Source organism: Stenotrophomonas sp. HMWF023 (genome assembly GCF_003060985.1).
Classification (GTDB): domain Bacteria; phylum Pseudomonadota; class Gammaproteobacteria; order Xanthomonadales; family Xanthomonadaceae; genus Stenotrophomonas; species Stenotrophomonas lactitubi.
In genome coordinates, this window is record NZ_QAIJ01000242.1 from 1 (window position 1) to 18,147 (window position 18,147).

The following is an 18,147-nucleotide window of genomic DNA, read 5'->3' on the forward strand; positions in this document are numbered from 1 at the left end:
CGCGACAAGGCCCGCCGCGGCCTGCGCCGCTTCGAACACATGAGCCCGGAGCAGCGTGAGCAGGCCCGGGCGCTGTTCGGCCAGATGCGTGACCTCGGCCCGGCACAGCGCGATGCCATGCGCGAGCGCTGGTCGCAGATGAGCGCGGACGAACGCAGGGAATGGGTGCGGGACAACCCGCCGCCGGCCAAGCCGCGGTAACCCGCCATCCGCACGCTGGGCACCTCATCCACGCATGGCGTGGATCTACCAGAGAGGCCGGCGCTACCGGGTCAGGCCTGCCAGCGGGTCTTGGCCAGCAGTTCGTCTTCCCAGTCGAAGCCAAGCTGGCCTTCGCGCACGAACAGGGCGACGAAGTTCATCAGGTTGCGCGCATACATCTCGCTGGCCTGGGTCGCACCCAGGCTGGCCAGGCCCAGCGGGCCGTCGATGGTCACGCCCTGATGCTCGATGCATTCGCCGGGCTGGGTCAGTTCGCAGTTGCCTCCACTCTCGGCGGCCAGATCGACGATCACGCTGCCTGCGGCCATGCCTTCTACCATCGCGGCGGTGACGATCGTCGGTGCCCGCCGTCCCGGCACGGCGGCAGTGCAGACCACCACGTCCACGCTGCGCAGATGATCGCCGAGACGACGCTGCTGTTCGGCGCGCTCTTCATCGGTCAGCGCCCGCGCATACCCGCCCTCGCCCGCCGCGCTTACCCCGAGGTCGAGGAAGCGCGCACCGAGCGACTGGATCTGCTCGCGGGTTTCCGGGCGCACGTCGAAGCCCTCCACCTGCGCACCCAGGCGACGCGAGGTGGCAATGGCCTGCAGGCCGGCGACACCGGCGCCGATCACCAGCACTTTGGCTGGACGCACGGTACCGGCCGCGGTGGTCAGCATCGGGAAGAAACGCGGTGCACGTTCGGCAGCGATCAATGCCGCCTTGTAGCCGGCCATGCCCGCCTGCGAACTGAGTACGTCCATCGCCTGCGCGCGCGTGGTGCGCGGCAACTGCTGCAGCGGGAACAGGTGCAGGCGGTCATCGGCGGCCAACGCCGCCAGCGCCGGGTCGGCCGCCGGGGTCAGCAGACCGACCACGCTGGCGCCTGGCTTGAGCTGGGCCAGCACCTCGGCCGCTGGCGCCTGCACGCACAGCAGGATGTCGATCTCGGCCCAACGAGCGGCGTCGAAGGCGCGGGCACCTGCGTCGTCGTAGGCGGCATCGGTGAAACCGGCGGCCTGGCCCGCACCGGGCTGATACCACACGGTGATGCCCAGCGCACCGAGCTTGCGCGCCGTCTCCGGCGTGAGCGCAACGCGTCGTTCGCCCGGCGCAGTCTCCTTGATCCCCAGCAACACCACGGCCATGCAGATTCCCGCTGATCGGTGAGTGTGTCCGATCCTAGCAGGCGTACGTGGCTCAGTGCAGCGTCGCACCACCCGGGTCGAGGCGGTCGAGCACGCCCTGCATGGCGCTGTCAAAGGCGCCATCGTCGATGTGGGGACGCAGGCGACCCAGCCGCACCATCACCGCCAGTTCCTCGGGCGAGGCCACGCAGAAGCGCACGCCACGACGGTTGACGAACAGCAGGCGTGCGGAAATCGGGCTGATCCAGGACAGCTTGCCGGCCTGCACCTTGCCATCCTTGTCGACGAAGTCCAGCCAGTTGCCGATTTCCATCCGGCGGAAGCGATCGGCATCGGCGTTGTCGAAATCGTCGGTATTGAAGGTACTGCCCAGCTCCACGGCCGGCGTTTCCGGTGCCGGCGGCGCCGGTAGTACCACCTGCGGCAGCTCGGGCAACGCACGCTGCAGCTCCGGTCGCGATTCGGCGATGCCCTGCAATGTGTCGTGCAGCGCATCGACGGCTGCGCTGGCTGCGTCGCCATGCACACCGACGCTGGCAAACACCTTGGCCAGCAGCGGCTGCCAGGCCTGCAGCCACGGCTTGCCGACAATCTGCCGGCGGGCCTCGGCGACTTCCTCCAGCAGGCCATCGGCCAACGTCAGCGCCTCGGCCACCGAGGCACCCTCCTCGCCCTCGCGCAGCAGCGCCAGGGTCAGATGGTGCTGCCAGGGCTGGCGCAGGAATTCGGCGATCGCCGGCGGCAGGGTGGCATCGCCGATGCGGCGATCCAGCTCGGCACCGGCACGGGTACGGGCCATTTCCAGCTTTTCCTGGCCGCGCTGGGTCTCGGCGGCCCGACGCTCGGCGATTTCCACGCGACGACGGTGCTGCACCAGGAAATCGCGGAATTCTTCTTCCAGGGTCAGGAAGATCGCCAGGTTCTCGTTGAACTCGGCGACCAGCCGCTCGATGATCTCTTCCACCTTGGCCATCAGCATGCGCTCGGCCTGGCTTTCGCCGGTGTTGCCCTCGCAGGCCTCGGCCAGCGAGTTGAGCAGCTTGCGCGCCGGATGGGTCTTCTGCACGAACATGCGGCGGTCCAGCATCGCCACCTTCACGAACGGAACCACCAGGCGGCCGATCAGCTCACGCGAGCGGCCCTCCAGTTCACGCTCATCGAGCATCACGTCGAACAGCATGCCGACCAGGTCGATCGCATCCTCATCCTGCGCATCCAGCCGGGTCTGGCCCGGGTCGACACCCAGCCGGGTGGCGCTGGACAGCACTTCGCTCTTCAACCGCTGCGCCAGGGATTCGCCGTCCTCGCCGATCGCCGCACGCAGGGTCGCGCTGGGCGTGGCCTGCAGCAGCGACAGCACCGACATCATCTCGCGCTGGCTCAACGGACGATGCTGGCCGACCGCGACCTGCGCCGCAGAGGTCGCGTCCTCGCGCACGTGGCGGGTCTGCTGCAGCAGTTCGTGCAGGGCTTCCAGCAACATGCCCTGCTGGCCGGAATAGGCCTCACCGGACGGGCTCTCTTCACCACCCGCATGCTGCTGCATGTGGCCACGGCGCTCCGACCAGCGCGCGGCAAATCGCTGCGCCCAGGCCGGAGCGGCCTGTTCGTCGTCATTGAATTCGTTGTCGAAGCCAGGTGCCGTGCGCTGCTCGACCAGATCATCCAGGCCATGCGCAACGTGCTGCGTCGGGGCCGGCGCCAGTGGTCGGCGCGGGGCACCCATCTGCGACATCACCCCGGCCGCGGCCAGGTGCTCGTCCAGCTTTTCGTAGATGCGGCCCACCGGTGCGCGCATGTCGCGCTCGCACAGTTTGATCAGCACCAGGTGCACTTCCGGGGCCAGCTCACAGCCGGCGAAGGCTTCGTGGATGGCCACGCCCAGATGCTCGGGGCTGATCGGGTTGCGGTCGGCGTCGAGGTCGATACCGCCGCCCAGCCAGCCCAGGCGACGGTCGAGCCGCGCCAGCACCGGCTTGAAGTCGCGCAGCAGCACGGTGGCGAAGTTGCGCACCGCCAACCGCGATTCCAGTACATGTTCCGGCACCAGGCTCAGGCCATCCTGGGCCTGTCCGGACAGGGTCAGCTCGGCAGAGACGGGCTCGCCTGCAGCCAGGCCGGCCCAGGCATGGCCGAGATGGCCGGCGAAGGCACCGGCAATCTCTTCACGGCGGCGGCGCAGCTCGCGCATCGCGTCCAGGAACAGCAACTGCGACGAGCCGGCATTGCCGGCACGGTCGAACAGGGCATCATCGAAGCGGGCCAGTGCCGCGCCAAAGGCCTGGCACAACGCCGGCAGGACGATGTCCCGGGCAAGCTGGAGCTGGGCCGGGTCACGGCCCGGCGATCCCATCGGAGTGGGCGCGCTCATCATTCGGGAAGGCTCCCCACCTTCTCTGGTGCGACAGACATCATGGACATCACGACGGCCGGTACACCCCATGCACCGGTCCCTCGATGGTAGGCCGGCCAGCCCATCACGGACAGTGAAACAGTCCTCACTTCAAACCTCATGAACGGCGGCCCGGCAATATTACGTATCGTAAGCCGTGCAGGGCCTGCGAGGCGAGGGGACGCGGGGCTCCGTGATCCGCCAGTGGCATGATGTTCATCACAGTTTGCTATTCAGGGGTCTGACGCGACACAAACGGCGTCATCTACCTCCCCGACTATAATCAGCGACCCGTGATGACCGGTTCAGACTCCATGCCCGACCCTGCTGCCCTGCTTGCCCTGGATGCCCGCCGCTCGGTGCCCTCGCGGCAGCTGGGCGAGCCCGGACCAGACCCGGCCACCCTGCAGCGGATGCTGACCTCGGCGGTGCGCGTGCCCGACCATGGCAAGCGCGTACCGTTCCGCTTCCTGAAGATCGCCGGCGATGCACGTCACACTCTGGGCGACTTCCTGGCCGCGCGCAGCCGTGAGCGCGACCCGCATGCCGGCGACGCCGTGTTCGAGAAGGACCGCCAGCGCTTCAGCCATGCACCGCTGGTGATCGTGGTGGTGGCCAGCCCGCGCCCGGACCCGAAGGTGCCCGCGCAGGAACAGCTGATGACCGCCGGCTGCGTGTGCTTTGCCCTGTTGCAGGCGGCCCAGGCGCTGGGCTTCGGCGCGCAGTGGCTGACCGCATGGATGGCCTTCGATCCCGCCGTGCACGCCCATCTGGGGCTGGCCGAGGGCGAAGGCATTGCCGGTTTCATCCACATCGGCACGCCCAAGGCCGAGGTACCCGAGCGCGAGCGCCCGGACCCGATGGCACTGCTGCGTGACTGGACCCCGCCGGCATGACCTTGCCGGCACCGCCGCCGCTGTACCTGGTCGACGCCAGCATCTACGTGTTCCGCGCCTGGCATTCGCTGCCGGACGAATTCCAGGACAGCCAGGGCTGGCCGACCAACGCCGTGCATGGTTTCGCCCGCTTCCTGCTGGACCTGCTTGAGCGCGAACGCCCCCGGCACATCGCCATCGCCTTCGACGAAGCGCTGGACAGCGGCTTCCGCCACCGCCTGTACCCGGCCTACAAGGCCAACCGGGACCCGGCGCCGGAAGCGCTCAAGCGCCAGTTCGTGCACTGCAAGGCATTGTGCGCAGCGCTCGGCCTGGCGGTGCTGGCCCACCATGATTACGAAGCCGACGACCTGATCGGCAGCGCCCTGCATGGCCATCGCAACAGCCATCGCGGCGTGATCATTTCCGCCGACAAGGACCTGTCGCAGTTGCTGCTCGATCATGACGAACAGTGGGACTACGCACGCAACCAGCGCTGGGACGTGGCCGGGGTAAAGGCCAAGCACGGTGTGCACGCGCACCAGATCGCCGACTACCTGGCGCTGTGCGGCGATGCGGTCGACAACATTCCGGGCATCAGCGGTGTCGGCGCCAAGTCGGCGGCCGTGCTGTTGGCCCATTTCGGCAGCATGGACGTGCTGTACGAACGCCTGGACGAAGTGCCGTTCCTGCGCCTGCGCGGCGCGGCGCAGATGGCGGTGCGCCTGCGTGAGCAGCGCGAGCACGCCCAGCTCTGGCGCCAGCTGACCACCATTGCCCTGGACGCCCCACTGGAAGGCTGCCAGCCCGGCATGCCGCGCCAGGCGGCCGATCCGGAGCTGCTCGGCGGCCTGTGCCAGACCCTGCGCTTCGGCCCCATGACCCGTCGCCGGCTGTTCAATGCCGCCGGCATTTCCGACCCCGTTTCCACTTCTCCCACTTCCAGCGAGCCCGCATGAGCCAGCGCAACACCGAAGCACCGCGTGTCGTCTACGAAGGCAAGTACCAGCGCATGGTCGTGCGCGGCAGCTGGGAGTACAGCGAACGCACCCACGCCGGCGGCCTGGCCGCGATCATCATTGCCGTCACCCCCGAGGACAAGGTGCTGTTCGTCGAACAGTTCCGCGTACCGCTGCAGGCACCGACCATCGAGATGCCGGCCGGGCTGGTCGGCGACATCGATGCGGGCGAGTCCATTGAAGTTTCCGCTGTACGCGAACTGGAAGAGGAAACCGGCTGGACCGCCGAGCACGCCGAAGTGCTGATGATCGGTCCTACCTCCTCCGGTGCCAGCAGCGAGAAGATCGCCTTCGTCCGTGCCACCGGCCTGCGTCGCATCGGCGAAGGCGGCGGCGACGAGAGCGAGGACATCACCGTGCATGAGATCCCGCGCACGCAGGCAGCCGCCTGGCTGGTGCAGAAAATGGCCGAAGGCTATGAAGCCGATGCCAAGCTGTGGGCTGGTCTGTGGATGATCGAGCATCACCTGGACGGACGCCCCCGTGGCTGACGCCGGCGTGCACGCGCTGCCGGCGCTGCTGGGTGCCGACGATCCGGCGATCTTCAGCGTGCACCGTGCGCAGGGCGCCTCACCGTTCCTGCTGCTGGCCGATCATGCAGGCCAGCGGGTACCGAGTGCGCTGGCTGATCTTGGATTGCCGCAGGCCGAACTGGACCGGCATATCGGCTGGGACATCGGCATCGGCGGCACCACCCGTGCACTGGCCGAGCGTCTGGATGCGTGGACGATCGAGCAGACCTATTCGCGGCTGCTGATCGACTGCAACCGCCCGCTGCTTTCGCCCACGCTGATCCCCGAGGTCAGCGACCACACCGTGGTGCCGGGCAATGCCGGGCTGTCGCCAGCGCAGCGGCAGCAGCGCATCGATGCGATCCACGCGCCCTACCATGCACGCATCGATACCGAACTGGATGCGCGCCGCGATGCGGCGCGGCCGACGCTGCTGGTGATGATGCACAGCTTCACGCCGACCATGAACGGCGCTGAGCGTCCCTGGCATGCCGGCGTGCTGTACCACCAGGACACACGTTTTGCCCACGCCTTGCTGCAGGCGCTGCGCGATGAAGGCGACCTGGTGGTGGGCGACAACGAACCCTATTCGGTCAACAGCAGCAGCGACTACGCGGTGCCGGTGCACGGCGAAGGCCGTGGCCTGGTGCACGTGGAACTGGAGATCCGCCAGGACCTGATTGCCGATGCGGCGGGACAGCAGGCGTGGGCGGAGCGGTTGGCGCGGATTTTCAGCGCGTTGCAGCCACGGTTGTTGGCGTTTGGATGACCGCATCCACGCATGGCGTGGATCTACTGCAGCGCTGACGGACATCCGCATTCGGCGAAAAACGAACGAGGCCGGTTCCCAGTAGATCCACGCCATGCGTGGATGATTTTCGTCAACGCAGCACGGGAACATCCATCCAGGGGAACGGCTTGAACCCGAGCACCTGCACGCGTGCGCCGATCGCTTCAAAATCATCCTTGATCGCCTGTGCTCGGCGCCTATCCAGCATCTCCCCCAGCACCAGCGGCAGCGCGCGGCACCGTGCCAGCGCTTCGCCCACCGGAATGTCGAGCAGGTGCGCCACGCGCTGTGCCGCAGCCTTGATCTGCTCGTCCGCACATCTCTCCAGCGTCAACCCGAACGCGGCGAAGATGCCCGGCCCGACACCGGCTGCTCGCGCAGCGGCCTGCTCGGCAGCACCCGCCTCGCCCAGTGCTTCATCGACACCGTCCACCTGCAGGAAGGCGTCGTACTCGGCGTAGTACGCCAACGCTTCGGCGTAATCGCGCAGGGAAGAAAGCGGACGCTGGCGCTTCTGCACATCCAGGACGTCAGCGAACGTGGCCGGTTCCAGGCAGGTCGACAGCCCCAGCGCCTGCGCGGCCCCGGGCACCTCACCGTCATCATCGAACGCTGCGTCTTCATCGGCCGGCAACCAGAAGCGCGCCTGCAGCAGGTCGTCATCGGTGGCGTGCACCCAACCGAATGACGCCCACACGTCGTGGTCGTCATTGCAGGCGGCAAACGCCTCCAGCGTCTGGCGAAGATCAAGCAGTGCAATCATGCGTCGTTGGGCAGTGGGTCGGCGGAGCTGCAGTCTACCCGCGCCGGACGCAGGCCCAGCGCGATGACCACGCCGAGCGCGGCGAACAGCGCGGCACCGTACTGTGCATTGACCATGCCCTGCAGGGCATCAGGACTGGTTGCTGCCTGCGTGCCGCGCGCGGCGTTGGCCACCATCACCAGCACCGCCAACCCCAGCGCGCCGCCGATCTGCTGTGCGGTGGCGGCCATGCCGGACGCTACGCCCTGCTGCGGCCCCGGCACGCCCTGCCCGGCCACGATCCACATCGCCGTCCAGCTCATGCCCTGGCCCACGCTGAGCACCACGATGCCCGGCAGCAGCGGCCAGTAGCTGGCGCCGTGCGGCATCGCCAGCGCCACCGCGGCGATGCCGACGGCACCGGCGGCGAAGCCCCATGCCAGCACCTGCCGCGGCGAACGGCGCTGCAGCATGCGTTCGGCAATGCGGATGCCGAAGGTGCACACCAGCGTCGGCAGCAGGAAAGCCATGCCGGCCTGCAGCGGGCTCCAGCCGTAACCATCCTGGAAGTACAGCGCCAGGAAGTAGTACTGCACGCCATAGCTGCTCATGAACGCGAAGGTCAGGCCGAGTGCTGCACGCAGGCCAGGCAGGCGCAGCAGTGCGAACTGCATCAGCGGGTCACGGCTGCGCTTTTCGATCTGCACGAACACTGTCAGCAGTACAGCGGAAAGCAGCAGGCAGATCAGCGTGGCCGGCGCGGTCCAGCCCCACTCCGGCCCCTGCACCAGGGTGGTGACCAGCAGGCTGCCGCCGGCGGTGACGGTGAGGCAACCGGCCAGGTCGAAGGAACGGCCGCGCACGCGCGGGCCATCGGCCGGCAGCCACGCGCCCGCGGCAACCGCACACGCCGTGGCCAGCGGCACGATCACCGCCAGCACTGCCGGCCAGCCGAACGCCTGGGTCAGCACACCGCCCAGCAGCGTACCCAGCGCGAGGCCCGCCGCACTGGCCATGCTCCAGATCGCCAGCGCACGGTTGCGCACCGGACCTTCCGCATAGAGCGTGTTTATCAACGCCAGGGTGGCCGGAAACAGCAGCGCCGCACCGATGCCCTGCACCGCACGCGCCACGATCAGCAACGTGGCATTGGGCGCCAGCGCGCCCAGCAGCGAGGCCAGCGCGAACAGCAGCATGCCCAGCCGATAGAAGCGGCGCCGGCCCAGCAGATCAGCCGCACGCCCGCCCAGCAGCAGGCTGCCGCCGAACGCCACGGTGTAGGCGCTGACCACCCACTGCAGTTGCTGCGCATTGATCTGCAGCGCGCGGCCCATGTCGTGCAGGGCCACGAAGATGATGGTGGCGTCCAGGGCGATGATCAGCTGCGCGGTGGCCAGCAGGGTCAGCGCCCAGCGCGGGTATTTCAGGGGAGGCATGCGGCGCCCGGTGCGGAGGGGGGACGGCAGTCTCATTGATGCGGACGCATCAATAAACCCCCTGGCGGCTATATCTGTCATGATTTTTGGCATGAAAGGACTTTCGATGGACCTCAACGCGGTGCGCATGCTGGTGCAGGTGGCCGAAGCCCGCAGCTTCACCGTGGCCGCCGGCCAGCTCGGCCTGAGCCAGTCCGGGCTGTCGCGCGCGATTGGCCGGCTGGAAGCCTCGCTGGGGGTGAAGCTGCTGCAGCGGAATACGCGCAATGTCGCGCTGACCCCGGATGGCCAGCAGTTCGTCGAGCAGGTGGGACCGTTGCTGTGCGGGATGGAGGACGCGGAGCGGCTGCTGGCCGACCGCCCCTGCACGCCCTCGGGGGTGCTGAAGATCAGCGCGCCTTCGATGTTCGGGCGCAAAGTGTTGGTGCCATTGCTGGGGCCGCTGCTGGAACGGCATCCGCAGCTGCAGGTGGAGGCCGTGCTCAGTGACCGTCTGGTGGATCTGGTGGAGGAAGGCTTCGATGCCGCCCTGCGCACCGGCACCATCGCCGACCAGCGGATGGTGGCGCGCCCGTTGAAGCCACTGCGCTGGGTGACCGTGGCCAGCCCAGCCTACCTGGCCGCGCAGGGCGAGCCCGCCGATGTGGCGGCATTGCAGGACCATGCCTGCCTGGCGGTGCGCAACCTGCGCAGTGGCCGGTTGGTGGACTGGCAGTTTCGGCAGGACGGGCAGCTGCGCGAGGTCACGCCGCCGACGCGGATGGTGTTCGATTGCGGCGATCCGTTGGTGGAGTCAGCGATCGCTGGCATCGGCATCGTGCAGGTGATGGATTTCGCCGTGGCCGACGCGCTGGCCGATGGTCGCCTGCAGCGCGTGCTGCAGCCGTTTGAAGGCCGCAGCCGCGCGTTGTCGTTGATCTATCCGCCGTCGCGCCAGCATTCGCCGAAGCTGCAGGTGCTGGCCGAGGCGTTGCTCGCCGGGGATTGGTAGATCCACGCCATGCGTGGATGAGAACTTTGGTGCAGAGCTGGCGCGCGCGACGTTGCGAAATCTGGTTCAGCCCAATTGGAGGAAGAACGCCCCGGGGCGTCCTCCGAGAGTAAAATCAGGCTGATCCTGAATGAAGAGGTACGCCATGCCATCTGACAGGACACCTTTGTGCGAATGCAGAATGTCATCGATGTCCGCCCCATAGAGCATCAGGCGACGACGGCCCCCTTTCCAAGTCAAGGGCGACTGCAGCCATGCGTCAATTCCATCCAGCTTGGAATCCAGGTTCTCGTCGTCGTCAGGCTCCAGACACTCGACACGCTCGATCCGTCCGCGCTCAAGGGAGTCGCTCATGCATCGGCTTCTCGATGCAGCGCCACGGCGGTATGCGAGTACAACAGCCTCACTGGTTCCCTCCCCAGCGCGTAGCTGACGGAGGTGCGTGTGACGCTGGACATCGACCGGAATGAAGATGGAGAACCAGAAGTCTTCGGCGATCTCCTGCGAATAGAACCAATGGGCCGGAATTGCCATCAAGTGAAAGAGCGCACGACCTTCAGCACAGGTTGGCCAAGGAATGTGCTCTGGAAGAAAAGCACCACCGCCAGCATACGCATCTGTGGGAGATGGCTTTTCCGTGGTCAACAGCAGGCGGGTGTACATGGTGGTGTGGCCGAGGGATGCACGGGTATCCACGGTGCCAGTCACCCTTCTCCCGGTTCAAGGCCAATAGCGTCAACCTCGAACAATGGAGAAAGCGGCTGCACCCATCCCATCATCGTGGTGGCGGAACGGAATGCCGCCGGGCATGGCCCGGCGCTACCGGTAAGGCGTTGCCGGCCAGCGGCCGGCACCACCAACGATCAGGCGAAGCTATCGGTGGCGCGCACCAGCGCGTCGACGTTCTCGGCTTCGAACGCGGAATGCCCGGAGGCCGGGGTGATCTCCAGCTTCGCCTTCGGCCATACCTTGGTCAGGTCCCAGGCGTTGGCCAGCGGGCAGACCACGTCGTAACGGCCGTGCACGATCACGCCCGGGATGTCGGCAATGCGGTGCGCGTCGCGCAGCAGCTGGTCTTCCACCTCGAAGAAACCGCCGTTGACGAAGTAGTGGTTCTCGATGCGTGCGAACGCCAGCGCGAAGTGCGGGTCTTCATGGCTGTTGATGAAGTCGTCGTCCACATGCAGGAAGCTGGTCGCGCCTTCCCACACCGCCCACGCCTTGGCCGCATCCAGACGCGTTGCTTCGTCTTCGCTGGTCAGGCGGCGATGGAAGGCAGAGATCAGATCGTGGCGCTCCACCGCCGGAATCGGCTTGAGGTAGTGCTCCCACGCATCCGGGAACAGGCGGTTGGCGCCTTCCTGGTAGAACCATTCCAGTTCCCAGCGGCGCAGCATGAAGATGCCGCGCAGCACCAGTTCGGTCACGCGCTGCGGATGGGTTTCGGCATAGGCCAGCGCCAGGGTCGAGCCCCAGCTGCCACCGAATACCTGCCAGCGATCGACCTTCAGGTGCTCGCGCAGCTTCTCGATGTCGGCAACGAGGTCCCAGGTGGTGTTGTCCACCAGGTCGGCGTGCGGGGTGGAACGACCGGCGCCGCGCTGGTCGAACAGGATGATGCGGTACTTGGCCGGGTCGTGGAACTGGCGCATCTTGTCGCTGCAGCCGCCGCCCGGCCCACCATGCAGCATCACCACCGGCTTGCCGTCCGGGTTGCCGCACTGTTCGAAGTACAGCGTGTGGCGGTCGTCGACCTTCAGGGTGCCGACGTCGTAAGGGGTGATGGCGGGGTACAGCGTACGCATGCTTGCAGCTCCGTGGTGGTGCCCTGCCCTTGGCAGGAGAACCCCCATTCTAGGCCGGTCGCCGGCCCAGGGTGACCCGATCGCGCTGCTCCAGGTCCTGCACGGTCTGCACGTCGCTGTAGCCGGCCTGCTCGAACAGCGCGCGGATGGCATTCCCCTGGTCCCAGCCGTGCTCGATCAGCAGCCAGCCGCCGGGCTGCAGATGGCCGCCGCCGCCGGCGACGATGCGGCGGATGTCGTCCAGCCCATCAACGCCGGACGCCAGTGCAGTGGCCGGCTCGAAGCGCAGGTCGCCCTGTTCCAGGTGCGGGTCTTCGCTGGCGATATAGGGCGGATTGCTGGCGATCAGATCGAAGCGTTCGCCGCGCAGCGGTGCATACCAGTCGTGACCACCTTCGGCAAAACGCACGTTGCCCAGCTCATGGCGCGCGGCGTTGCGGGCGGCCACCGCCAGCGCAGCGGAACTGGCGTCGGTAGCCAGTACCTGCGCCTGCGGCCGCTCGCTGGCCAGGGCCAGGGCGATGGCGCCGCTGCCGGTACCGAGGTCGGCCAGCTGCAGCGCGCGGTCCGGTGGCAGGCGGTCCAGCGCCAGTTCCACCAGCAGTTCGGTCTCCGGCCGCGGAATCAGGGTGGCCGGGTCGACCTCCAGGTCCAGCGTCCAGAAGCCACGACGGCCGGTCAGGTAGGCCACCGGCTCGCCCGCGAGGCGGCGACCCAGCAGGGCCTCGAAAGCGGCCTGCTCGGCGGCCGGCAGCGGATCGGTGGCATGCGCGAACAACCAGCTGCGTGGCCGCTCCAGCACATGCAGCAGCAGCAGCTCGGCTTCATGACGTGCCTCGGCCCCCGGCAGGCGGGCGCTGGCGTCTGCCACGACCTGGCGCAGGGACGGTTGGGAATCGGCGGACATGGCAGGCACGGCACAGGCGTCGGGGCCGTAATTGTAGGGCGTGGAAACCGTTCAGGTTCGCCGGGACGGGATAAGGGAGGGCTATCGACCCGTTTCCACAGCCGCTGACGATTTCCCTTGTCATACAGCGGGTTGCAGGATGCGGGTGGCAGGATTCATTGTCGGCTCAGCGCACATCAATAGACTGTATCTATCAAACAGATGTAATCAATGCATTGTCCTTATCGAAACGGAACCAGTAACCTAGGTCCTGTCGATTCACCCACTCCCCTTCACCCAGAGGAAAAACGATGTCCCTGATCAACACCCAGATCCAGCCGTTCGAAGCCAACGCTTACCTGAATGGCGAGTTCATCAAGGTCTCCGACAGCACCCTGAAGGGCCAGTGGTCGGTCCTGATCTTCATGCCGGCAGCCTTCACCTTCAACTGCCCGACCGAGATCGAAGACGCCGCTGACCATTACGCCGAGTTCAAGAAGGCCGGCGCCGAGGTCTACATCGTCACCACCGACACCCACTTCTCGCACAAGGTCTGGCACGAAACCTCGCCGGCCGTCGGCAAGGCCCAGTTCCCGCTGGTCGGCGACCCGACCCACCAGCTGACCCGCGCCTTCGGCGTGCACATCGAAGAAGAAGGCCTGGCCCTGCGCGGCACTTTCATCATCAACCCGGAAGGCGTGATCAAGACTCTGGAGATCCACTCCAACGAGATCGCCCGTGACGTCTCCGAGACCCTGCGCAAGCTGAAGGCTGCCCAGTTCACCGCCGCCAACCCGAACCAGGTGTGCCCGGCGAAGTGGAAGGAAGGCGAAAAGACCCTGACCCCGTCGCTGGACCTGGTCGGCAAGATCTAAAGCAGTACCCGCAGTACCGGCCTGCCGCAGCCCCACGCTGCGGCGCGCCCTTCATCCCCGTGCCGGTCCCCCCGCCGGCGTGGGGGTGAACCCAAGACAGCCAACGCGCGCCAGCCTTGGCCAGCCAGCCCCTTCCACGGTGTCGCTGTCTTGGGTTCACCCCTACCCCTCGCTGGTCCGCTACCTTCTACAGCGGTGCCACGCCCCCGTTTTGCCTGAAGCCAGGAGAAGACCATGTTGGACGCCAACCTGCAGTCGCAGCTGAAGACCTATCTGGAGCGCGTGACCCGTCCGATCCAGATCACCGCGCATGCCGACGACGGTGCCAAGTCGCAGGAGATGCTGGAGCTGCTGCAGACCCTGGAAGGCCTGTCGGACAAGATCTCGCTGCAGGTGCTGCGTGATGGCCAGGGCCGCGTGCCGTCCTTCGACCTGGGCACGCCGGGCCAGGACATCCACCTGACCTTCGCCGGCCTGCCGATGGGCCACGAGTTCACCTCGCTGGTGCTGGCACTGCTGCAGGTCGGCGGGCATCCGTCCAAGGCCACCGCCGAGCTGATCGAACAGGTGCAGAACCTGGAAGGCGACTACAGGTTTGAAACCTATTTCTCGCTGTCCTGCCAGAACTGCCCGGACGTGGTGCAGGCGCTGAACCTGGCTGCCGTGCTCAACCCGCGCATCCAGCACGTGGCCATCGACGGCGCCCTGTTCCAGGAGGAAGTCGAGCAGCGCGAGATCATGTCGGTGCCGACCGTGTACCTCAATGGCGCCGTGTTCGACCAGGGCCGCATGACGCTGGAGCAGATCGTGGCCAAGCTGGACACCAACGCCAGCAAGCGTGATGCCGAGAAGATCGGCGCCAAGGACGCCTTCGACGTGCTGGTGGTCGGTGGTGGCCCGGCCGGTGCCGCTGCAGCGATCTACGCTGCGCGCAAGGGCATCCGTACCGGCATCGCCGCCGAGCGTTTCGGTGGCCAGGTGCTGGACACCATGGCGATCGAGAACTTCATTTCGGTGAAGGAGACCGAAGGCCCGAAGCTGGCCGCGGCGCTGGAACAGCACGTGCGCGAATACGAGGTCGACATCATGGACCTGCAGCGCGCCAGTGCGCTGGTGCCAGCAGGTGAAGACGGTCTGGTGCAGGTGCAGCTGGAAAACGGCGCGGTGCTGAAGTCGCGCTCGGTGATCCTGTCCACCGGCGCCCGCTGGCGGCAGATGAACGTGCCCGGCGAAGACCAGTACCGCAACAAGGGTGTGGCTTACTGCCCGCATTGCGATGGCCCGCTGTTCAAGGGCAAGCGCGTGGCGGTGATCGGCGGTGGCAATTCCGGCGTTGAAGCTGCCATCGACCTGGCCGGCATCGTGTCGCATGTGACCCTGCTGGAATTCGATTCCAGCCTGCGCGCCGACGAAGTGCTGCAGAAGAAGCTGCGCAGCCTGGCCAATGTCACCGTGCTGACCAGCGCGCAGACCACCGAAGTGCTGGGCGACGGCAGCCGCGTCACCGGCCTGGTCTACAAGGACCGTGTCGGCGGCGATTCGCATCGCGTTGAACTGGAAGGCATCTTCGTGCAGATCGGCCTGCTGCCGAACACCGAATGGCTGAAGGACACCGTGGCTCTTTCGCCGCGTGGCGAGATCGTCATCGATGACCGCGGGCAGACCAATCTGCCGGGCGTGTTCGCCGCGGGTGATTGCACGACGGTACCCTACAAGCAGATCATCATCGCGATGGGCGCCGGTTCGACCGCCGCACTGAGCGCTTTCGATCACCTGATCCGCTCCTCGGTTCCCAAGAGCAGCGGTGCGGTGGCCGAAGCGGCCTGATCCAACGTTCCCAGGCCATCGGGAGCACCATCAACCGGCGGGGCAACGCCCTGCCGGTGCAGTACCCCGAGAGGTCTGAGGATGAACCTGCGTGACCTGAAATACCTGGTGGCCCTGGCCGATCACAAGCACTTCGGCCGGGCCGCCGCCTCCTGCTTCGTCAGCCAGCCGACGCTGTCGACCCAGATCCGCAAGCTGGAAGAGGAACTGGGCCTGCCACTGGTGGAACGTGCGCCGCGCAAGGTGATGCTGACCCCCGCCGGCCACGAAGCGGCCGCGCGGGCACGGGTGATCGTGGCCGAAGTGGAGCAGTTGAAGGAAGCGGCGCGACGCAGCCGCGATCCGGAAGCGGGTACCGTGCGCCTGGGGATCTTCCCCACCCTGGGCCCGTACCTGTTGCCGCACGTGATTCCGCGCATCCGCAGCCGCTTCCCCGAGCTGGAACTGCTGCTGGTGGAAGAAAAGAGCGATGTGCTGCTGGAGCGCCTGCGCGAAGGCAAGCTCGACGCCGCACTGCTGGCACTGCCGGTGATCGACGACCAGCTGCATGCCGAATTCCTGTTCGAGGAGCCGTTCCTGCTGGCCGTGTCCGGCCGCCATCCGCTGGCCACGCGCGAGCATCTGGACGTGCAGGAACTGGCCACGCAGAAACTGCTGCTGCTGGAAGACGGCCACTGCCTGCGTGACCAGGCGCTGGAAGTCTGTCGCCTGTTCGGCGCCAATGAAAAATCCGAATTCCGCGCCACCAGCCTGGAAACGCTGCGACAGATGGTCGCCGCCGACGTTGGCATCACCCTGCTGCCCAGCCTGTCGGTACAGCCGCCGGTGCCGCGCTCGAACAACATCCGCCTGATCGACTTCGTCGGCGAAGGCCGTCCCAGCCGTCGCATCGCCATGATCTGGCGCCGCAGCTCGGCGATGAACGAGTTCCTGATGGAGCTGGCCGAACAGTTCAAGCGCCTGCCCGATGCGCTGTTTACGCTGGAGGCGTTGGCCCCGGCAAACGGCGATGCTGCCACCCCGCCCACGCCGGTGCTGAACGGCTGAGACACGGCAGCCGGGCCTCGAAACCGCCGGGAGTCGATTCCGGCCGCATTTGTCCCCACAATACAGTCAGGCGGCGCCAGCAGGTGCCGCCTTTTGCATGGCTTTCAACCAAGGAGCGTCACCATGAATACCGCCAGCGGCCTGCCGCCGTCGATCACCGTTTCCACCCTCGACATGGACCGCCTGGACGCCATGCTCGAATCTCCGGCAAACAGCCAGACGCCGGCCGCGCGTGCGCTTGCCGACGAACTCAACCGGGCGACCGTGTTGCCGCCAGACCAGATTCCCGAAGGCATCGTCATGATGCATTCGCGCGTGGAGTGCGAAGATGAAGTGTCGGGCGAGAAACATGTCCTGACCCTGGTCTTCCCCCGCGAAGCCAATGTCGATGAAGGCAAGGTGTCCGTGCTGGCGCCCGTCGGCAGCGCCCTGCTTGGCCTGGCCGTGGGCCAGAGCATCGACTGGACCGCCCCCGGCGGCCGCAAGCTGCGGCTGCGCGTGAGCGCCGTCCACAACGACCGTCCCTGACCTGCGCTGCGTACCGCGCGCGATCAGTTTCCCTGCAATCCCCGCACCAGGAGCCGTAATGAGTACCCCGTCCAAACTGTCCCAGCTGCGCGAACTGTCCGTGGTCGTTGCCGATACCGGTGACTACGAGGCGATCAAGCGCCTGCAGCCGGTGGACTGCACCACCAATCCGACCCTGGTGAAGAAGGCACTGGATCTGCCGGTCTATGCGGAACTGATCGAACGCGAACTGGCCTGGGGCCGCCAGCAGAGCGGTGACCGCGAGACCGTGGTGCACGCCGTGGCCGACCGCCTGACCATCGGCGTCGGCGCGCTGCTGAGCACGCTGGTACCAGGCCGCGTGTCCACTGAAGTGGACGCCGACCAGGCCCACGACACCGCCGCGACCGTAGCCAAGGCCCGTCAGTTCATCCAGATGTACGCCGATGCCGGCGTGCCGCGCGAGAAGATCCTGATCAAGATCGCCGCGACCTGGGAAGGCGTGGAAGCCGCGCGCGTGCTGCAGGCCGAAGGCATCGACTGCAACCTGACCCTGATCTTCAACCCGACCCAGGCGCTGGCCTGCAGCGAAGCGGGTGCGTTCCTGATCTCGCCGTTCGTCGGCCGCATTCTCGACTGGTACGTGGCCAACGGCCAGACCCCGGCGAACATCGACGAAGACCCGGGCGTGGTGTTCGTGCGTGGTGTATACGCCGAATTCAAGCGCCGCGGTTCGCCGACCGTGGTGATGGGCGCCTCGTTCCGTTCGACCGCGCAGATCGAAGCGCTGGCCGGCTGCGATCGCCTGACCATTTCGCCGGACCTGCTGGAGAAGCTGGACGCCGACCACGGCGCGCTGCCGCGCAAGCTGGTGGCCGGTGCCGCTGAGGCCGTGCAGGTGACGCCGATCGACGCGGCGACGTTCGCTGCCGACCTGGCGGCCGATCCGATGGCGACCGAGAAGCTGGCGACCGGTATCGATGCATTCGCCAAGGATCTGGAAGCGCTGCGTCAGCGGATCCGCGAGGCACTGTAAGGGTTCCGGCCAACGGCTGAGCCCCTCGTGGCGGGGCCTTGGTCGCGAACTGCAT

At 67.0% G+C, this 18,147-nt stretch carries 18 protein-coding genes; 11 read left to right on the forward strand and 7 right to left on the reverse strand.

The window, feature by feature from the left end; translation table 11 throughout:
* The coding region (locus tag DBR20_RS13420; protein WP_146187007.1) for a DUF3106 domain-containing protein at nucleotides 1-201 on the forward strand (201 nt) is incomplete at its 5' end.
* Nucleotides 202-272: 71 nt separating this feature from the next.
* Here DBR20_RS13420 and DBR20_RS13425 read toward each other — a convergent pair.
* The gene (locus tag DBR20_RS13425) at nucleotides 273-1,352 is read right to left on the reverse strand and encodes an NAD(P) transhydrogenase subunit alpha (protein ID WP_108266527.1); all 1,080 of its coding nucleotides are present in this window, start codon (nucleotides 1,350-1,352) and stop codon (nucleotides 273-275) included.
* A 52-nt stretch (nucleotides 1,353-1,404) separates the two neighbouring features.
* Nucleotides 1,405-3,726 carry a DUF1631 domain-containing protein gene (locus DBR20_RS13430; protein ID WP_108266528.1) on the reverse strand — a complete coding sequence of 774 codons (2,322 nt, stop codon included), beginning with the start codon at nucleotides 3,724-3,726 and terminating at the stop codon, nucleotides 1,405-1,407.
* A 332-nt stretch (nucleotides 3,727-4,058) separates the two neighbouring features.
* On the opposite strand from DBR20_RS13430, the gene DBR20_RS13435 reads away from it, so the two are divergent.
* Genes DBR20_RS13435 through DBR20_RS13450 form a run of 4 tightly spaced genes read left to right on the forward strand, consistent with a single transcriptional unit; the run spans nucleotide 4,059 to nucleotide 6,919 of the window.
* On the forward strand, nucleotides 4,059-4,640 hold the full coding sequence (locus DBR20_RS13435) for a nitroreductase (RefSeq protein WP_099820411.1): 582 nt from the start codon (nucleotides 4,059-4,061) through the stop codon (nucleotides 4,638-4,640).
* Nucleotides 4,637-5,578 carry a 5'-3' exonuclease H3TH domain-containing protein gene (locus tag DBR20_RS13440; protein WP_108266529.1) on the forward strand — a complete coding sequence of 314 codons (942 nt, stop codon included), beginning with the start codon at nucleotides 4,637-4,639 and terminating at the stop codon, nucleotides 5,576-5,578. The genes DBR20_RS13435 and DBR20_RS13440 overlap by 4 nt, the downstream gene beginning before the upstream one ends.
* Nucleotides 5,575-6,129, forward strand: a complete 555-nt coding sequence (locus DBR20_RS13445) for an NUDIX hydrolase (RefSeq protein WP_089238921.1) — start codon at nucleotides 5,575-5,577, stop codon at nucleotides 6,127-6,129. Before DBR20_RS13440 ends, DBR20_RS13445 begins: the two co-directional genes overlap by 4 nt.
* A complete protein-coding gene (locus DBR20_RS13450) occupies nucleotides 6,122-6,919 on the forward strand; it encodes an N-formylglutamate amidohydrolase (protein ID WP_108266530.1) in 798 nt (265 codons plus the stop codon). The genes DBR20_RS13445 and DBR20_RS13450 overlap by 8 nt, the downstream gene beginning before the upstream one ends.
* 112 nt (nucleotides 6,920-7,031) lie before the next feature.
* On the opposite strand, the gene DBR20_RS13455 is transcribed toward DBR20_RS13450, so the two are convergent.
* The gene (locus tag DBR20_RS13455; RefSeq protein WP_108266531.1) at nucleotides 7,032-7,703 is read right to left on the reverse strand and encodes a hypothetical protein; all 672 of its coding nucleotides are present in this window, start codon (nucleotides 7,701-7,703) and stop codon (nucleotides 7,032-7,034) included.
* Entirely contained in the window at nucleotides 7,700-9,118 is a 1,419-nt protein-coding gene (locus DBR20_RS13460) for an MFS transporter (RefSeq protein ID WP_108266532.1), read from the reverse strand. The genes DBR20_RS13455 and DBR20_RS13460 overlap by 4 nt, the downstream gene beginning before the upstream one ends.
* Nucleotides 9,119-9,224: 106 nt before the next feature.
* On the opposite strand from DBR20_RS13460, the gene DBR20_RS13465 reads away from it, so the two are divergent.
* Complete coding sequence (locus DBR20_RS13465; RefSeq protein WP_108266533.1) at nucleotides 9,225-10,109, forward strand: LysR family transcriptional regulator; 885 nt, start codon at nucleotides 9,225-9,227, stop codon at nucleotides 10,107-10,109.
* A 66-nt stretch (nucleotides 10,110-10,175) separates the two neighbouring features.
* On the opposite strand, the gene DBR20_RS13470 is transcribed toward DBR20_RS13465, so the two are convergent.
* The 3 genes from DBR20_RS13470 to prmC form a co-directional block, all read right to left on the reverse strand.
* Complete coding sequence (locus tag DBR20_RS13470; protein ID WP_146187008.1) at nucleotides 10,176-10,805, reverse strand: hypothetical protein; 630 nt, start codon at nucleotides 10,803-10,805, stop codon at nucleotides 10,176-10,178.
* Nucleotides 10,806-10,972: 167 nt separating this feature from the next.
* Entirely contained in the window at nucleotides 10,973-11,914 is a 942-nt protein-coding gene (gene pip, locus DBR20_RS13475) for a prolyl aminopeptidase (RefSeq protein WP_108266535.1), read from the reverse strand.
* A gap of 49 nt (nucleotides 11,915-11,963) precedes the next feature.
* Nucleotides 11,964-12,821, reverse strand: a complete 858-nt coding sequence (prmC, locus tag DBR20_RS13480; protein WP_108266536.1) for a peptide chain release factor N(5)-glutamine methyltransferase — start codon at nucleotides 12,819-12,821, stop codon at nucleotides 11,964-11,966.
* A gap of 290 nt (nucleotides 12,822-13,111) precedes the next feature.
* On the opposite strand from prmC, the gene ahpC reads away from it, so the two are divergent.
* From ahpC to DBR20_RS13505, 5 genes are all read left to right on the forward strand, one after another.
* Nucleotides 13,112-13,675, forward strand: a complete 564-nt coding sequence (gene ahpC / locus DBR20_RS13485) for an alkyl hydroperoxide reductase subunit C (protein ID WP_025877950.1) — start codon at nucleotides 13,112-13,114, stop codon at nucleotides 13,673-13,675.
* 234 nt (nucleotides 13,676-13,909) lie between these two features.
* Nucleotides 13,910-15,502: an alkyl hydroperoxide reductase subunit F gene (ahpF, locus tag DBR20_RS13490; RefSeq protein ID WP_108266537.1), complete on the forward strand. Its 1,593-nt coding sequence runs from the start codon at nucleotides 13,910-13,912 to the stop codon at nucleotides 15,500-15,502.
* 81 nt (nucleotides 15,503-15,583) lie between these two features.
* Complete coding sequence (locus DBR20_RS13495; RefSeq protein ID WP_089238905.1) at nucleotides 15,584-16,549, forward strand: LysR substrate-binding domain-containing protein; 966 nt, start codon at nucleotides 15,584-15,586, stop codon at nucleotides 16,547-16,549.
* Between the two features lie 123 nt (nucleotides 16,550-16,672).
* A complete protein-coding gene (gene rnk, locus DBR20_RS13500; RefSeq protein WP_089238903.1) occupies nucleotides 16,673-17,077 on the forward strand; it encodes a nucleoside diphosphate kinase regulator in 405 nt (134 codons plus the stop codon).
* Between the two features lie 58 nt (nucleotides 17,078-17,135).
* The gene (locus DBR20_RS13505; protein ID WP_108266538.1) at nucleotides 17,136-18,092 is read left to right on the forward strand and encodes a transaldolase; all 957 of its coding nucleotides are present in this window, start codon (nucleotides 17,136-17,138) and stop codon (nucleotides 18,090-18,092) included.
* Nucleotides 18,093-18,147: the final 55 nt, after the last annotated feature.

Excerpts from the sequence above, each read along its gene's own strand:
- DBR20_RS13425 (WP_108266527.1), bottom strand. The coding sequence starts at position 1,352 with ATGGCCGTGGTGTTGCTGGGGATCAAGGAGACTGCGCCGGGCGAACGA.
- DBR20_RS13430 (WP_108266528.1), bottom strand. The coding sequence starts at position 3,726 with ATGATGAGCGCGCCCACTCCGATGGGATCGCCGGGCCGTGACCCGGCC.
- DBR20_RS13435 (WP_099820411.1), top strand. The coding sequence starts at position 4,059 with ATGCCCGACCCTGCTGCCCTGCTTGCCCTGGATGCCCGCCGCTCGGTG.
- DBR20_RS13440 (WP_108266529.1), top strand. The coding sequence starts at position 4,637 with ATGACCTTGCCGGCACCGCCGCCGCTGTACCTGGTCGACGCCAGCATC.
- DBR20_RS13445 (WP_089238921.1), top strand. The coding sequence starts at position 5,575 with ATGAGCCAGCGCAACACCGAAGCACCGCGTGTCGTCTACGAAGGCAAG.
- DBR20_RS13455 (WP_108266531.1), bottom strand. The coding sequence starts at position 7,703 with ATGATTGCACTGCTTGATCTTCGCCAGACGCTGGAGGCGTTTGCCGCC.
- DBR20_RS13460 (WP_108266532.1), bottom strand. The coding sequence starts at position 9,118 with ATGCCTCCCCTGAAATACCCGCGCTGGGCGCTGACCCTGCTGGCCACC.
- DBR20_RS13465 (WP_108266533.1), top strand. The coding sequence starts at position 9,225 with ATGGACCTCAACGCGGTGCGCATGCTGGTGCAGGTGGCCGAAGCCCGC.
- pip (WP_108266535.1), bottom strand. The coding sequence starts at position 11,914 with ATGCGTACGCTGTACCCCGCCATCACCCCTTACGACGTCGGCACCCTG.
- prmC (WP_108266536.1), bottom strand. The coding sequence starts at position 12,821 with ATGTCCGCCGATTCCCAACCGTCCCTGCGCCAGGTCGTGGCAGACGCC.
- ahpC (WP_025877950.1), top strand. The coding sequence starts at position 13,112 with ATGTCCCTGATCAACACCCAGATCCAGCCGTTCGAAGCCAACGCTTAC.
- ahpF (WP_108266537.1), top strand. The coding sequence starts at position 13,910 with ATGTTGGACGCCAACCTGCAGTCGCAGCTGAAGACCTATCTGGAGCGC.
- DBR20_RS13495 (WP_089238905.1), top strand. The coding sequence starts at position 15,584 with ATGAACCTGCGTGACCTGAAATACCTGGTGGCCCTGGCCGATCACAAG.
- rnk (WP_089238903.1), top strand. The coding sequence starts at position 16,673 with ATGAATACCGCCAGCGGCCTGCCGCCGTCGATCACCGTTTCCACCCTC.
- DBR20_RS13505 (WP_108266538.1), top strand. The coding sequence starts at position 17,136 with ATGAGTACCCCGTCCAAACTGTCCCAGCTGCGCGAACTGTCCGTGGTC.